Source organism: Halolamina salina (assembly GCF_042678005.1).
In the GTDB taxonomy this organism is placed as follows: Archaea; Halobacteriota; Halobacteria; order Halobacteriales; family Haloferacaceae; genus Halolamina; species Halolamina salina.
This window is the reverse complement of sequence record NZ_JBHUDH010000119.1, coordinates 1-13588: the sequence shown is the minus strand read 5'-3', so window position 1 is coordinate 13588 and position 13588 is coordinate 1. Positions and strand designations below refer to the sequence as shown.

The 13588-nt window shown below is 68.9% G+C and carries 15 protein-coding genes; 5 read left to right on the top strand and 10 right to left on the bottom strand.

Annotated elements, in window-relative coordinates; genetic code table 11:
• The coding region (gene pgk / locus ACFR9S_RS10730) for a phosphoglycerate kinase (protein WP_379818609.1) at positions 1–265 on the top strand (265 nt) is incomplete at its 5' end.
• A gap of 4 nt (positions 266–269) precedes the next feature.
• On the opposite strand, the gene ACFR9S_RS10725 is transcribed toward pgk, so the two are convergent.
• A complete protein-coding gene (locus ACFR9S_RS10725) occupies positions 270–1301 on the bottom strand; it encodes a type II glyceraldehyde-3-phosphate dehydrogenase (protein WP_379732058.1) in 1032 nt (343 codons plus the stop codon).
• 95 nt (positions 1302–1396) lie between these two features.
• Here ACFR9S_RS10725 and ACFR9S_RS10720 point away from each other — a divergent pair, with 95 nt between their 5' ends.
• Complete coding sequence (locus ACFR9S_RS10720; RefSeq protein ID WP_379818607.1) at positions 1397–2341, top strand: aminopeptidase; 945 nt, start codon at positions 1397–1399, stop codon at positions 2339–2341.
• Between the two features lie 30 nt (positions 2342–2371).
• On the opposite strand, the gene hmgB is transcribed toward ACFR9S_RS10720, so the two are convergent.
• The 5 genes from hmgB to ACFR9S_RS10695 all read right to left on the bottom strand — a co-directional run bounded on the left by hmgB (position 2372) and on the right by ACFR9S_RS10695 (position 7846).
• The gene (hmgB, locus tag ACFR9S_RS10715; RefSeq protein WP_379730919.1) at positions 2372–3709 is read right to left on the bottom strand and encodes a hydroxymethylglutaryl-CoA synthase; all 1338 of its coding nucleotides are present in this window, start codon (positions 3707–3709) and stop codon (positions 2372–2374) included.
• Positions 3710–3772: 63 nt separating this feature from the next.
• Complete coding sequence (locus ACFR9S_RS10710; RefSeq protein ID WP_379730918.1) at positions 3773–4624, bottom strand: type IV pilin; 852 nt, start codon at positions 4622–4624, stop codon at positions 3773–3775.
• 2 nt (positions 4625–4626) lie between these two features.
• Positions 4627–6285 (bottom strand): Ig-like domain-containing protein, encoded by a 1659-nt coding sequence (locus tag ACFR9S_RS10705; RefSeq protein WP_379730917.1) that lies wholly within the window; start codon positions 6283–6285, stop codon positions 4627–4629.
• A gap of 39 nt (positions 6286–6324) precedes the next feature.
• Positions 6325–6912 (bottom strand): DUF2150 family protein, encoded by a 588-nt coding sequence (locus tag ACFR9S_RS10700; RefSeq protein ID WP_379730916.1) that lies wholly within the window; start codon positions 6910–6912, stop codon positions 6325–6327.
• 82 nt (positions 6913–6994) lie between these two features.
• Positions 6995–7846: a TatD family hydrolase gene (locus ACFR9S_RS10695; protein ID WP_379730915.1), complete on the bottom strand. Its 852-nt coding sequence runs from the start codon at positions 7844–7846 to the stop codon at positions 6995–6997.
• A gap of 121 nt (positions 7847–7967) precedes the next feature.
• Between ACFR9S_RS10695 and ACFR9S_RS10690 the strand changes: the two genes are divergently transcribed.
• Positions 7968–8606, top strand: a complete 639-nt coding sequence (locus tag ACFR9S_RS10690; protein WP_379730914.1) for a metal-dependent hydrolase — start codon at positions 7968–7970, stop codon at positions 8604–8606.
• A 62-nt stretch (positions 8607–8668) separates the two neighbouring features.
• Positions 8669–9154, top strand: a complete 486-nt coding sequence (locus tag ACFR9S_RS10685) for a GNAT family N-acetyltransferase (protein WP_379730913.1) — start codon at positions 8669–8671, stop codon at positions 9152–9154.
• A 6-nt stretch (positions 9155–9160) separates the two neighbouring features.
• Here ACFR9S_RS10685 and ACFR9S_RS10680 read toward each other — a convergent pair whose 3' ends face one another.
• Positions 9161–9790 carry a GNAT family N-acetyltransferase gene (locus ACFR9S_RS10680; RefSeq protein ID WP_379730912.1) on the bottom strand — a complete coding sequence of 210 codons (630 nt, stop codon included), beginning with the start codon at positions 9788–9790 and terminating at the stop codon, positions 9161–9163.
• Entirely contained in the window at positions 9787–10425 is a 639-nt protein-coding gene (locus tag ACFR9S_RS10675; RefSeq protein ID WP_379730911.1) for a GNAT family N-acetyltransferase, read from the bottom strand. Before ACFR9S_RS10675 ends, ACFR9S_RS10680 begins: the two co-directional genes overlap by 4 nt.
• A 176-nt stretch (positions 10426–10601) precedes the next feature.
• On the opposite strand from ACFR9S_RS10675, the gene ACFR9S_RS10670 reads away from it, so the two are divergent.
• Entirely contained in the window at positions 10602–12050 is a 1449-nt protein-coding gene (locus ACFR9S_RS10670; RefSeq protein WP_379730910.1) for a replication factor C large subunit, read from the top strand.
• Positions 12051–12053: 3 nt separating this feature from the next.
• On the opposite strand, the gene ACFR9S_RS10665 is transcribed toward ACFR9S_RS10670, so the two are convergent.
• A complete protein-coding gene (locus tag ACFR9S_RS10665) occupies positions 12054–12536 on the bottom strand; it encodes a hypothetical protein (RefSeq protein WP_379818605.1) in 483 nt (160 codons plus the stop codon).
• A 65-nt stretch (positions 12537–12601) separates the two neighbouring features.
• On the bottom strand, positions 12602–13444 hold the full coding sequence (locus ACFR9S_RS10660) for a COX15/CtaA family protein (RefSeq protein ID WP_379818603.1): 843 nt from the start codon (positions 13442–13444) through the stop codon (positions 12602–12604).
• Positions 13445–13588: the final 144 nt, after the last annotated feature.

Below are 13588 nucleotides of genomic sequence, written 5' to 3'. Positions count from 1 at the left end.
CGAGGCGGTATTCGTGAAAGGCGCGCTGGGCGTGTTCGAGGACGACCGCTTCGCCGACGGCACCGTCGGGGTGCTCGAACAGATCGCCGAGACCGACTGCTTCTCCGTCGTCGGCGGCGGCGACACCTCCCGTGCGATCGGGATGTACGGGCTCGACGAGACCGCGTTCTCGCACGTCTCGATCGCGGGCGGGGCGTACATCCGCGCGCTCACGGGCGAACCGCTGGTCGCCGTCGAGGCGCTGGAAGCGAACCGCCCCGAGTAGGGACCTACCGCTCGAACGTCCGACCGAGTCCCATCCCGAGGGTCTCGTTGGTGGTCGCGATGCTCTCGGCCTTGCTCGCCGAGTCGGTGATCGCCCGGATCGCGTCGACGTTCTCCGGCACCACGTCGGACTCCTGGTGGATCGCCTGGAACAGGTAGAGGTCGTTCCCCCGCACCGCGATCGACTCGCCCCAGATGCAGTTCTCCCAGATGTCCCCGCGGGAGCGGCCGGCGTCCAGCGCGAACTGTTTGAGCTTGCCGGCGCCGTCGATGCCCGCGTACTCGGGGATCAGGAACAGGCGGGACTCCTCGGCGAGCAGTTCCCGAACCTCCTCGGCGTCGGCGTCGCTCTCCAGCGTGACGTTCACCGAGTGCATGTGCATCAGCGTCGCCGGCACCTTCAGCCCGAGCGTGTCGATATCGATGTCGGGGAAGATCGTCTTCACGTCCGGGCCGTGGTGGCTCGGCAGCGAGACGGGGTCGGGGAGGATGTCGTCGATCGGACCGCGGCCGGTCTGGCCGGGGTCGCCGCCGCGCCGGACGAGCGTCACGCGGGACTTCTCGACGCCGTACTCCTCGCGAAGCGGCGCGAGCAGCCGGGAGAGTCCGGTGGTGTTACAGGAGACGACGCGGACGTGGTCGGCGCCGACCGCGTCCTCGAAGTTCGCGCGGGCGTTGAACGACGTGTCCGCCACGTCGGCGTCTTCGCCGCCCTGGTAGATCGCGGGGGTGTCGTGGGCCTCGTACACCTCGCGGTTCTGCGCGCCGATGCCGCTGGGCGTGGCGTCGACGATCACGTCCGCCGTGCTCACGAGGTCGTCGAGATCGCCGGCGACGGGAATACCGGCCTCGTCGAACAGTTCGCGGCGCTCCTCGATAGCCGCGTAGAGGTCGAACCCCTTCGAGACGGCGGCCTCGGCCTCGAAGTTGGGCGAAGTCTTTGCGACGCCGACGATCTCCATGTCGCGCTGTGCGACGACCGCGTCGGCGACGCGTTTCCCGATCGTGCCGTAGCCGACCACACCGACTTGGATCATGGCCGTACCTGGGGCGCTAGCCGATAAGTAGGCGGCGGTTCCGCCCGACTGCCGCCCGTCGCAAGACCTATTCTGCCCTCGGGCGAACTCGGACCGTGACCGATCTTCGCAACGCCGCCGAGACGGCGATCCACCAGTGTCTCGATCTCGGAGCCGAGGAGTCGATCGCGATCGTGACCGACGACGAGCGCCGCCCCATCGCGGAGGCGCTGTACGAGGTAGCCGCCGAGACCACCGACGACGCGACGTGTCTCCAGTACCCGCCGGGCGACCAGCACGGACAGGAACCGCCCGAGCCGGTCGCGGCGGCGATGAAGGCCGCCGACGCCTTCCTCGCACCGACGACGCGCAGCCTCTCGCACACCCGCGCCCGCTCGGCCGCCTGCGAGGCGGGCGCCCGCGGCGCGACGCTGCCCGGGATCACCGAGCGCGTGATGGTCGAGGGGCTGGACGCCGACTACGAGGCGATCGCCGAGCACTGCGAGGCCGTGCTCGAACAGGTCGCAGACGCCGAGGAAATCCGGGTGACCAGCCCCGCCGGCACCGACATCACGTTCACTGCCGGCGGCCGCGAGTGGCACGAGGACACCGGGATGATCCGCGAGTCCGGGAGCTTCTCGAACCTCCCCGCTGGCGAGGTGTTCGTCGCGCCCGAGAGCGCCGAGGGAACGTTCGTCGTCGACGGGACGATGATGCCCCACGGGCTGCTCGACGAGGGACAGGAACTGCGGTTCGAGGTCGAGGACGGCCACGTCACCCACATCTCCGACGAGGGCGTTCGGGAGGACGTAGACGCCGCCCGCGAGGAGGTCGGCGACGCCGCGACCAACGTCGCGGAGCTCGGGATCGGCACCAACGTCGGGGTCGACGAACTGGTCGGATCGGTGCTGCTCGACGAGAAAGCCGCCGGCACGGTCCACATCGCCATCGGCGACAACGCCTCGATCGGCGGCGAGACGGAGGCGCCGATCCACCTCGACGGGATCCTCCGCGAGCCGACGGTGTACGCCGACGGCGGAGAAATCAGCCTGCCCGAGTGAGGCAGGGCGTCGCGGTTCGGTTCGTGACGGTTACTCGACGTACTCGTACAGCCGCTCGTTCATCCGGCCGCGGCCGGCGAACACGAACTCGCCCTCCGGCGTGGTGAACTCCTCGACGTCGACGGTCATGTCGTGGTTGTGGGCGTCGTGGATCTGCTCGTACTCCTCGAAGTCGAGGTCGTAGCGGTCCCCGAGCTGCTCGTCGATGTTCAGCTGTTGGATCTCCTCCAGCCAGCCGTCGGCGACGGTCTCGGCGTGGATCTCCGCCTGCGCGCCCGAGCCGTAGGAGCCGACGAGCAGCTTCTCGCCGGCGAGGTCCCGACCCTGTTCGGCGGCGGTCTTGAGCGCGCTCGCGCGGGCGACGTGGACGGAGCCGGTGTACCAGTTCCCGACCTCCCGGGAGATGGAGAGGGTCGGGTCGATGGTGTCGGCGTACCACGACTGGTACGTGTCGGTCCGCTTGAGGTCGTCCATGTACTCCTGAATCGCCGCCTCGTAGGCGTCCCAGTCCTCGAACTCGCCCTCGCGGGGCTGGCGACCGATCTCGTCGGCGAGGTCGTCCTCGATCTCGGTGTCGCGGATCATGTGCCGGTAGCCGAGCAGGCCGGCCTTCCGGACCATCCCCGGGAACGGCGTGTGGAACGGGATGTACGCGAAGTCGTCGGGGTGCATGTCCCACGCGACGGACTCGAAGTCCTCGACGGCCTCGCGCATCCGGGCGAGGTACACCTGCATCGAGCGCTTGCCGTCGACGCTCGGGAACTGCTGGTTCGGCTTGAGGAAGTCGGTCTCGTCGGCGCTGCCGTACCCCTGCTCCGTCGAGAGTTCCACGAGGCTGGGGTCCTCGGTGATCAGCATCGCGACTGCGCCGGCGCCCTGGGTCGCCTCGCCGCTGGAACCGCGGGCGTAGAGTGCGGTGTCGGTCGCGATCACGATCGCCGAGCGGCCCCGATTCCGGCCGGCCTTGATCCAGTTGTACGCATCGTCGATCGACTGCGTGCCGGCGATACACGCGAACTTCCGCTCGCCCTTGTTGGCGTGGTGGAAGTCGCCGTCGTACACCTCCTCCAGACAGCCCGCGATGTACGTGGAGACGGGCTTTGAGTTGTCGAACGCGGACTCGGTCGCCACGTCGATGCGGCCGATGTCGTCGGGTTCGAGGTCCTTGCGGTCCATCAGGCGCTTGGCCGCGTTGGCGCCCATCGTGACGATGTCCTCGTACACGTCCGGGAACGAGGAGTTCTCCAGCCCCAGCCCCTTGCGGTACTTGTCGGGGTCCTCGTCCTTCTCGGGCGCGAACGTCCCCGGGAGGTCGAGTTTGCACTTACCGGCCCAAATCTCGACGGCGTCGATGCCGACCGTGGTCATGGCTCGGAATGGGGCGGTACGCTATTTGGCTTTGTCGATAGGCGTTACGTCGCGTGTCGAACGTCACTTCGTGCCCTGTACGGTCGTGGTCTGGGTCGCCGAGTTCCCGGCGGCGTCGTAGACGGTCACGCTGACCGTGTACTGCTTGTTCTTGACGTTTTTGAGACTGACTACGACGGGCGAAGACGCGCTCCATGTGGTCCCTGAAACACCGCTCGTGATCGTCCTCGTCCCCTCAGTGCTGCCGTCTTGCTTGACAGTTATCTCGACGCGGTCGAGGCTTCGGTCGTCACTCACGGTGAGGGAACTGATCCTCACCTCGTCGGCGTTCCGGTCGGCAGTGACCTGACTCTTCCACGACGTATCGATGGTCGGTGCCACGGTGTCGGTCGGTGTGGCCGTTTCACTCGGTGCCGGGGTCGCCGTTGGGGTTCCGGTCGACGTGACCGTTACCGTCGCCGTCGCGGTTTCGTTCGGCGTCGCCGTCGGCGTCAGCGACGACTCCACGGTCGGGTAGCGTCGCTCCTCGGCCAGCAGCGTCCCCGTCCGTCGGTCGAAGACCTGCACGACGGTGATCTCGCTCGTGTCGAGGGGCTGGGACCACACCCACCGCTCCCCGGCGTCGAACCGGGCGTTACTGTCGTTATCGAGGAGCCCGCTCCCGTTCATCGGCGGCCGCCATGTCTCGTTCCCGTGCCGAACGACGACCCGGAGGTCGTCGAACGCGACCGACTCGCCGCCGTTGTGGGCGACCGAAACGCCCTCGTCGGCGATCTCGACCGAGAGATCCGCCCGCGTCGTTTCCTCGCCGCCCACGTCGGCGAGCACGATGCTGCCGGCCGTACCGACGGTGACGACGACGACTGCGGTGAGGAGGATGATGCCGATCGACTCCGACTGCGCGCGAGTGGACATCGTTAGAGTCCCGCGAAGTAGGTCTCTCGGTACTGGGTTCCGTCGACCTCGAACACGAGGCTCAACACGAAGAAGTCGCGGTTCCCACCGCTCGACGAGGGACTCCGATCGAACGTTAGCCTGAACGTCGTCCCGGTGTCGTTGGGTTGCACGACGATAGAGGGGCTGAGCGATCGGTAGTCTCCGCCGATCTCGACGTTCGTGGCCCGCTCGGTACCGTCGGCGGTTACACTGTTCGCGACGGTAGGCCCGGATCCACCACCCGAGTAGTAGTAGAAGTTCAGTCTGATCGTGGTGATGTTCACCTGTGTGCCGATCGTGTTGTTGAACGTCAGATCGACGTTGTTCCCGTTCGGGTTGGACGCGTCGTCCAGAATCAGGTCTCCCGTCGTTCCCGGGTTGAGACCGCCGCCGTCACCGCCACCGACGGCGAACTCGGGCACGGCCAGGTCCTCGAACACCGACTCCTCGTAGGTCTCGTTACCGATGCTGACGTTCAGCCACGCGTCCCCCCTCGTGGGCGCGACGCCGGTGTACTCGACAGTCGCCTGCCCCTCGGCGTCGGTCCGGATCGTCGTCGTGTTGGTTTCGCTCCCGTCCGCCAGGAGTTGGAGGTAGCTCCCGTCGGCGCTCGCGTTCACCTGAGCGCCGGTGACGGGGTTGTTGAACCGATCGCGAACTTCGACGGTGATCGAGCCTGTTTCGTCGCTCCCGTTCGAGACTACGTCGTACCCGTCGGTCACCACCATGTACGCTGGCTCGGTGGACCGATTGCGTACCGTGTCGCTCACCGCGCCGACGCCGACAGCGCCGGCGCGAAGGCGGTAGCTCCCCTCGTCGAGCCTGATCGAGATCCGGTGGTACTCGGTCCCGTCGACGGTCACGGGTCCGGTGTCGGTGGCGACCGCAGTTCTCCCCAGCAGGTCGTCGTTCCACACCTCCGCCGAGAGCCGCGAGGTGACGTTGAGGTACAGCGGGTCGGTCGCACTACTGTTGACGGTTACAGTCCGTCGCTGCTCGCTCAGCGTCTCCACGTCGACCGTCTCGGTACCGGTGCCGCCCTCCGCCAGATCGCCACGGAGCGCGAGCAGGTCGATCGTGTTCCCCTGCACCAAGCGCTGGCCGGTGAGCGTCCGGTTGGCGCCGTTGTCGAACGTGTTGAACAGCACGCTGTTGTCGTACACGGTCGTCGGCGCCCCGTCGTACTGAGCGTAGTTCGGCACGTACTCGATCCCCGAAGTGTTGTAGACGCCAGCCCCGGAGGCGGCAGCCCAGTACTCTCGGGCGTTCTCGTAGTCGCTGACGACGGTCACGCGCCCGCTCCCGTTGGCGACGGTGACGTTCATCGCCGACTCCTCGTTGCCGACCGTCCGGAGCCGGCCCGCCGCCGGCGGCGGGTTGACGAAGAACAGCCGGCTCGGGTACGTCGTCCCGAGTTTCACCCGCGTCGGCACGGCGTCGCCGCTGCTGGCTCGTAACAGCCCGTTCCGGAGGTCCTGCATGTCCGACTGGACCGCCCGGCTGTGGTCGAACTCGACGGCGGCGTTCTGTCCCGGGATGACCGTCGTCTGGATCGTCGCCAGCAGGACGATCAGGATGCCGAACAGCAGTATCGCCCCGACTTGGACGGACTGCCCCCTGTCGTCACCCCGGAACTCCATACCCCCACCCAAACGCTGGTCACGCAAAAAGGTGCGCCGTCAGTCCTCTTCTTCGACGGTTTCGGGGGACGCCAGCGCGTTCTGCAGCGACTCCAGCCCGTTTACCCACTCCGCGACCAGCCCGTACTCCATCTCGTCGGCCAGCGCGGGATCAATCTCGTCGCCGTCGATCACACGCGTCCCGGCTTGGACGATGTAGCCGACCGCGGTGTCGATGTCCTCCTCGGCCTCGGCGTCGGCGGCGGCCTCGATGTACTCCTCGACGCTCGCCTCATCGGCCGCCCCCGCGGCGATGTACTCCTGGGCGGCGTAGAACACGACTTCGAGGCTCATCTGGACGCTCTCGACCAGCATCGCCTTCTCCTCGTTCTCGAGGGGCGCCTCGGCGAGCACGATCTCCTGCATCTCCGTGAGTTCGTCGTGGGCGCGCTCCTCGTCGATCGTACCGTCCTCGTAGGATTCGATCACCTTCGCGACCGCGATGGCGGTGTCCTCCTGGAGGTTCATCAGGAGCCGCGCGGAGTCCTCATCTTCGAGGTCTAAGTCCTCCTCCCGTAGGCGGTCGATCCAGTTCTGCCAGCGCTCCTCGGTGTAGAACGTCTCCACCGGCTCGTCTTCGTCGGTCATGCCCCCATGTGCTCCCCCACGACGCAAAGGGTTTTCCTATCGGCTACACCGACCGAGATACCCTGTAACACGGACGAGCGGGCTACTCGTCCCGGTCGAGTGTCGCCTCGGTGTCGATGCCGTACACGTCTTTCGGCGTCTCGACGTGGGCGGTCGCAACCGCGTCGTCGTGGCCCTCCGCCAGCAGCCACCGAACGCGCCGCGGGACGGTTTTCGGTCCCAGCACCGCGCCCGGCCGGTCCGGGTCGTCGACGAAATCCGTCTCCATCAGGAACGGCTCGCCCGCCTCGGCGGCCGTCAGCAGGCGCTCCTTCTCGCTCATCACGCTCGGCGTCGGCCCCGCGAGCTCGCCGCCGGCGTAGTGCTTCACCACGTTCTCGGCCGGCAGCCCGCGCGCTTCGGCCCACTCGGCGACCTCGGTCAGGTCGTCGGTCCCCTCGGTGTGGAGTTGGACGGCGCAATCGTGCTCGGCGCCCAGTTCCAGTCCGTGTTTGAGCACCGCGTTCGAGGCGTCCCACACCGCGTCGCTGACCTCGTAGTGGGGGCGCCCGGTCTTGAGCGCCAGCGCGTGCCCGTCGTCGACGTACTCCGCCGCGAGATCCAGCCCGGACTGCATCAGGTCCCGGGCCTCCTCCGGACTGTACCCCTCATCGAGCAGGTGGCTGATCAGCCCGGGATGCACGCCCAGCACGGGCCACGCCTTCCCGGGCAGGATCTCGTTCGCGTCGGCGACGGCGTCGAGCGTCGCCTCAAACGCCCGCCGGAAGTCGCCCTGCTCGCTCGGCACCGGCCCGAGGTGCCACGAGGGCTTGTTCACCACGAGCAGGTGGGTGCCGCCCAGTCGCTCGAAGTCCCGGACGGCGTCCATCCCCTGTCCGTGCTCGGGGTCGAGGTGGAGGTGGTTGTCCAGCACCGGCGTGTCGAGTTCGTCCATACCCCTCCGAGGGGGCGAGTGACCCTTGAACGCTGTCCTGTCGCGCCGCCACCCACGCGGGCTGTTGGTCGTCGCCGCGGCCGACACAAACGCTATACCCGTGTGTCGCTCACCCACACGCGTGCCCTCGACGCTGGTCCACGTCGCCGTCGGCGGCCTCGTCGGCGCCGCGCTGCTGGGCGATCGGTTCACGCCGAGAGCCATCGCGGTCGTGCTGGTCGCCGCCGCGGTCCCCGATCTGGACTCCTTTCTCGCCCCGGTGATCGCGGGCGCCCACCGATCCGCGCTCCACACGCTCGTCCTCCCCGCGCTGCTCGGTGCCGCAGTGTACGCCGACGGCCACCGGGACCGTTCGTGGCTCCGGAAGCACTGGGGGGCGAACGCGCCCTACGTCGCCGGCGTCGCGGTCGTCGCGCTGCTCGCCGGGGGGATCCTGCCGGACATGGTCACCAACGGCGTCAACGCCCTCTGGCCGCTCCACGACCAGTTCTACACGGTCGACGGCGAACTGAAGCTCTCGACGACGGAGGGGATCGTCCAGACGTTCGTCGACCTCTCGCCGACGCCCGAGGAGACTTCGCGGCCGTCGACCACCGACAATACGCGGTACAGTACCGGTGCGGACCCGACTCCGTGGCAGGAGGATCAGGGGCCGGTCGAACGCGTGTTCCCGCTGGTGACCGCGGGCTGGCAGCTCATGCTCGTCGGAATCTCGGCGACGACGGTGAGCGTGCGCTCGTGGCAGACCCGCGGGCGCTGAACCGCAGGCGCCCGGACTCGCGAGAGCGATAGCCTCAACAGCGGTCGGGCGCCACCACGCCCATGGAGATCCGCCCGTACGAACCCGGGGATGCGGAGGGGTTGTGGGACTGCAAGCGCGCCTTCGAACTCGGCCTCGGCAGCGGCACCGGTGGCGAGGAGAAACAGACGAAGTACGAGGGGAAGCTCGATCGCGAGTACCGTGAGGAGTGGTTCGACTGGGTCGAGCGCTGCGTCGACGCCGACTCGCGGTGTGTCACGGTCGCGTTCGACGAGGAGGGCGTCGCCGGCTACGTGTTCGTCCTGCCCGAGTCCCACCGGTTCATCTGGGACGCGGCGGTGCTGAACGAGATCTACGTCGCGCCCGCCCACCGCGGGACCGGCGTCGCCGACGACCTGATGGACGCCGCCGTCGATCTCGCCCGGGAGCAGGACCTCCCACTGGATCGACTCGTGCTCGACGTGGATCGGGAGAACGATCGGGCGGGTGCGTTCTACGAGCGCCACGGCTTCGAGCACTGGGGCGAGATGGTCGCCCGGGAGCTCTGAGGGGATCTACCGGAACTCGACTGCGGTTTCGGCGCCGTCGGCCGCGCGCCACTCCCGTTGGCTCACGGAGTACTCGACCGCGTCGTGCACGGCGCCGTCGCTGTCGGCGAGGCGGTTCCGGAACCGTCCCGCGCGCCGGCCGCCGTGGCGCTCGACGTACTTCGTGATCGCGCGCTCGGAGTTCTCGTTCTCCGGGAGGTGGGAGACGCCGACCAGTTCGAGGTCGAGCCGCTCGAACGCCAGCGCCAGCAGCGCGTCGGCCCGTTCGCCGGAGTACCCCCGCCCCCAGAACGGCTTTCGCAGCCAGATTCCGAGCTCGCCCCGGTCTCGGTCCCAGTCCAGCCCGAGTCCGGTCGTGCCGGCGAACGCCCCCGCATTCGGTTCGCCCTCGCGGGGCCGGACGACGTACGTCGCCCCCTCGCCGGCTTCCCAGGACTCGGCGGCGTTCTCGAGGAACTCGACGCCCGCGGCCGGCGTCCGGTTCGGGCTCCAGGAGACGTACTCCGTGGTCTCCTCGATGTCGGGCGCCGCCTCCCGGGTGTGTTCGTAGAACGTCGACGGGCCGGGGTTCTCGGGGCCCAGCCGCTCCAGCCGCAGGCGGTCAGTCAGCACCGTCTCGGGGAACAGTCCGTTCACGGCCACGCCTCCCCGTCCCCGTCGCGGAACGTCACTTCCTGGTCGGGGTCGGCGTCGCGATACTCCGACTGCGTGATGCTGTAGCGCACGGCGTCGACCGGGCTGTCGCCGTCGTTGTGGAAGTTCCGCAGCGTCCCCTCGCGGCGGCCGCCCATGCGATCGATGTACTTCTCGATCGCCCGCTCCGACTTCTCGTTGTCGGCGTCGTGGGTCACCGTCAGCACCTCGATATCGAGGTGTTCGAACGCTAGCTCCGCCAGCGCCAGCGCGCGCTCGCCCGAGTAGCCACGGCCCCAGAACGGCTTGCGGAACCACGTCCCGAGTTCGGCGCTGTCGGTCTCCCAGTCGAGCGTGAGGCCGCCGAAGCCGGCGATCTCGCCCGCCCCGTCCTCGCCCTCCTTGGGTCGGATGACGTAGTCGGCACCCTCGTGCTCCTCGCGCATCGACGCGCCGCGTTCGAGGAACTCCGCAGTCTCCTTCGGGTGGGGGTGTGGCTCCCACGGCAGGTACTCGGTGATCTCGTCGATGTGTGGGTGGTCCGCCCGGCAGTGGTCGTACAGTTCGAGCACGTCGACGTACTCGGGCGTCCGCGGCTCCAGCCGGAGTCGCTCGGTCTCGATGATTGCGGGGAACATACTCGGGTGGACGGCGGGGAACTGAAAAAGTCTGCCTCGGCTGTGAGGGGCGCTTGCACACAACGCACCACCGAACGGTTCATCCGGTCGCGGTCGAACTGCCGCTGCCGGCGACCGCCGCCGACGAAGAGTGAGCCTCCGGAACAACTAACCACCGCAGCCACCTCCCTCCGGTAATGGCTGACTGGACCGAGTCCTACCGGCCCGACACGCTCTCGGCGGTCCGGGGGAACGACAAGGCCCGCGACGCCTTCGAGGAGTGGGGGCGGACGTGGGACGACCACCGGGAGGCGGTGATCCTCTACGGCAGCCCCGGCGTGGGGAAGACATCCGCGGCCCACGCGCTGGCGTCGGACATGGGGTGGGAGACGGTCGAACTCAACGCCTCCGACCAGCGGACCGCCGACAAGATCGAGCGGTTCGCGGGTCGCGCGGCGCGCAACGAGACCCTCGGCGGCGACTCCACCGACGAGGGCGGCCGCCAACTCATCATCGTCGACGAGGCCGACAACATCCACGGCAACTACGACCGCGGCGGCGCGGGAGCGATCACGAAGCTGGTGAAGGAGGCGAACCAGCCGATCGTCCTGATCGCAAACGAGTTCTACGAGATGAGCCGCGGGCTCCGGAACGCCTGCCAAGACATCGAGTTCCGGGACGTGTCCGCGCGCTCGATCGTCCCCGTCCTGCGTGACATCTGCCGGAAGGAGGGGATCGAGTTCGACTCCGACGCGCTCCAGCGGATCGCCGACGCCAACAGCGGCGACCTCCGCGGCGCGGTGAAGGACCTCCAAGCGACGGCCGAGGGGAAGGACCACCTCACCGTCGAGGACGTGGTCACCGGCGACCGCGACACCACGGCGGGGATCTTCACCGTCCTCGACGCGATCCTGAAGGAGGAGGAGAGCGCACAGGACGCGCTGCACGTCGCCTACGACGCCGACGAGACGCCGGACGACCTCACGGCGTGGGTCGAGGACAAGGTGATGAAGGTGTACGATCCCGAGGAGACCGTTCGGGCCTACGAGTTCATCGCCAACGCCGACCGCTGGCTCGGCCGCGTGCAGGCCACGCAGGACTACTCCTACTGGCGCTACGTCACCGACAACGTCGCCGCGGGCGTCGCGGCCTCCCGGGACGGCACCTACGGCGGCTGGACCCAGTACGGCGGCCGCCCCCAGATGTGGCCCTCCTCCGACGCGACGATCGACGAGATCTGCCGGAAGATCGCCGTCTCGGGCGGGCTGAGCATCGAGACCGCCCGGCGGGAGGTGCTCCCGTTCCTCTCGGCGATGATCCACCACTGCAAGCCCCGCGAGCTCACGGTCGCCGTGACGGCGTACTTCGAGTTCGACGAGGAGGACCTCGCGGCGGTCTCTGGCAGCGGCGAGTCCACCAACAAGGTTCAGGGGATCGTCGAGGACGCCGAAGAGCTCCGGGAGGACGAACTGGAGGAGCACGCCGGCGGCGCGTTCGCGGGCGAACTCCCCGACCGAGAGGGCGAGCCCGCCGAGGCCGAACCCGGCGACGCCGAGTCCGATCCCGAGGACGACGCGGCGGAACCGGAGCCGGAGGAGGAAGAGGAGGCGGACGACTCACAGGCGGGCCTTTCGGACTTCGTCTAGTTCTCAGTCGACGGTGGTCGCTCGCGCGGTCACGCGCTGCTGTCTGACGGTGACCACTATGGTGTCGGCGCCCGTCGGCCCGGGCAGCGCGGCGTGGAGTACGATCCGCGTGCGGTCGCCGTCGCCCCCGTTCTCGGACTCGACAACGGCCTCGAACGCCCAGCGCCCCGCTCGCGGGAAGAAATCGGGGACCATGCGCTCGCTTTCGGCCTGAACCCGGTACTCGCCGGTCACGTCCGGTTCCTCGAGATCCGCGTCGCGGGGTGTCTCGGGCGTCGCCGTCGGGGACTCCGTGATTCCGACACCGCCGCCGTCGCCCCCTTCGAGCTCGGGTAGCAGCGCCGCGCGGACCGAGACGGTCACCGGATCGGTTCGGCGGTTCCGGAGGTGGAGGCCGCCGGGGACCGTGTTCTCCCGGAGCGACCGGCCACAGCCCGCGAGGGCGACCGGGACGGCGGCGAGCACGGCGCGGCGTGACCGCTGCATGGCCGATAGCTGCGCGGGCGGGGAGAAGAGCGTTTGGACTGTCGGACCGGCGCCGACCTCCCGACTCAGGCGAGCGAGTGTCGCTCCTCGCCGGCGCCCTCGCGGGCCGCGTAGGCGACGACGGCGGTGGCGACGAACGCGACGAGGTAGAGCAGGCCGTTCACGAGGCGGGCCTCGTCGGTGTACACCACCAGATCGCGGCCGAGCAGCGTCACGAGGAACACCGCGGCGCCGGCGACGAACACGCCCGGCCGGTAGCGGGCGAGCGACGTGTCGGGCAGCCAGACGGCGGCGGCGACCAGCGCGGCGAACGACGCCAGCGCGGTCAGCGCGAACGCGCCCTGTGCGGGCGGCCCGTACTCGATCAGCGGGCTGACCCGGCTGACGAGGAAGTTCGTCGGGATCAACAGCAGCGCCGCGCCGACGGCGAGCCGGCTCCGGTCGAACAGCGAGCGCTCGTAGTGGCCGCGGTAGGCGGTGATCGTCGCCAGCGTCAGCGCGGTGAAGATGCTCAGCGCGAACAGCAGGTGGGCGGCGTGGGTCGGCACCGAGTACCCCCACGGGATCGCGCCGTTGAGCGTCACCGTGATCGCCCCCACCGAGATCTGGAACGGGAGCAGCACGAGCGCCGCCGTGGCGTACAGCGCCGTCCGGCGGTCCTGCTCGCCGCGCCACGCGGCGGCGACGACGCCGACGAGCACGAGCCCGGTGATCATCGCGACGAGGCGGTGGAACCACTCGATGAAACTCGGGATCGTCTGTGGCAGTACACCCCCGTCACACAGCGGCCACTGCTGGGAGCAGGCCAGCCCGGAGCCTGTCGCCGCGGTGTAGACGCCGAGCGCGACCAGGGTCCCGGTCAGGGCCGTGGTGAACAGGGCGAACCGCCGGTAGCTGGGACGCTTCATTCGCAGGAACTCGGGCTCGCGGTCACTTGGGCGTTCCGCTGCAGGCGCGCTCGCGCGCGGGACCCCGAGTCGGCGCGTTCAAGTCGCCGCCGCCGCCAGCGCCGGTATGGTCGATCTCGACGCCCGCGCCGACCGCCTCGACGC

Excerpts from the sequence above, each read along its gene's own strand:
- ACFR9S_RS10725 (WP_379732058.1), bottom strand. The coding sequence starts at position 1,301 with ATGATCCAAGTCGGTGTGGTCGGCTACGGCACGATCGGGAAACGCGTC.
- hmgB (WP_379730919.1), bottom strand. The coding sequence starts at position 3,709 with ATGACCACGGTCGGCATCGACGCCGTCGAGATTTGGGCCGGTAAGTGC.
- ACFR9S_RS10710 (WP_379730918.1), bottom strand. The coding sequence starts at position 4,624 with ATGTCCACTCGCGCGCAGTCGGAGTCGATCGGCATCATCCTCCTCACC.
- ACFR9S_RS10705 (WP_379730917.1), bottom strand. The coding sequence starts at position 6,285 with ATGGAGTTCCGGGGTGACGACAGGGGGCAGTCCGTCCAAGTCGGGGCG.
- ACFR9S_RS10700 (WP_379730916.1), bottom strand. The coding sequence starts at position 6,912 with ATGACCGACGAAGACGAGCCGGTGGAGACGTTCTACACCGAGGAGCGC.
- ACFR9S_RS10695 (WP_379730915.1), bottom strand. The coding sequence starts at position 7,846 with ATGGACGAACTCGACACGCCGGTGCTGGACAACCACCTCCACCTCGAC.
- ACFR9S_RS10685 (WP_379730913.1), top strand. The coding sequence starts at position 8,669 with ATGGAGATCCGCCCGTACGAACCCGGGGATGCGGAGGGGTTGTGGGAC.
- ACFR9S_RS10675 (WP_379730911.1), bottom strand. The coding sequence starts at position 10,425 with ATGTTCCCCGCAATCATCGAGACCGAGCGACTCCGGCTGGAGCCGCGG.
- ACFR9S_RS10670 (WP_379730910.1), top strand. The coding sequence starts at position 10,602 with ATGGCTGACTGGACCGAGTCCTACCGGCCCGACACGCTCTCGGCGGTC.
- ACFR9S_RS10665 (WP_379818605.1), bottom strand. The coding sequence starts at position 12,536 with ATGCAGCGGTCACGCCGCGCCGTGCTCGCCGCCGTCCCGGTCGCCCTC.
- ACFR9S_RS10660 (WP_379818603.1), bottom strand. The coding sequence starts at position 13,444 with ATGAAGCGTCCCAGCTACCGGCGGTTCGCCCTGTTCACCACGGCCCTG.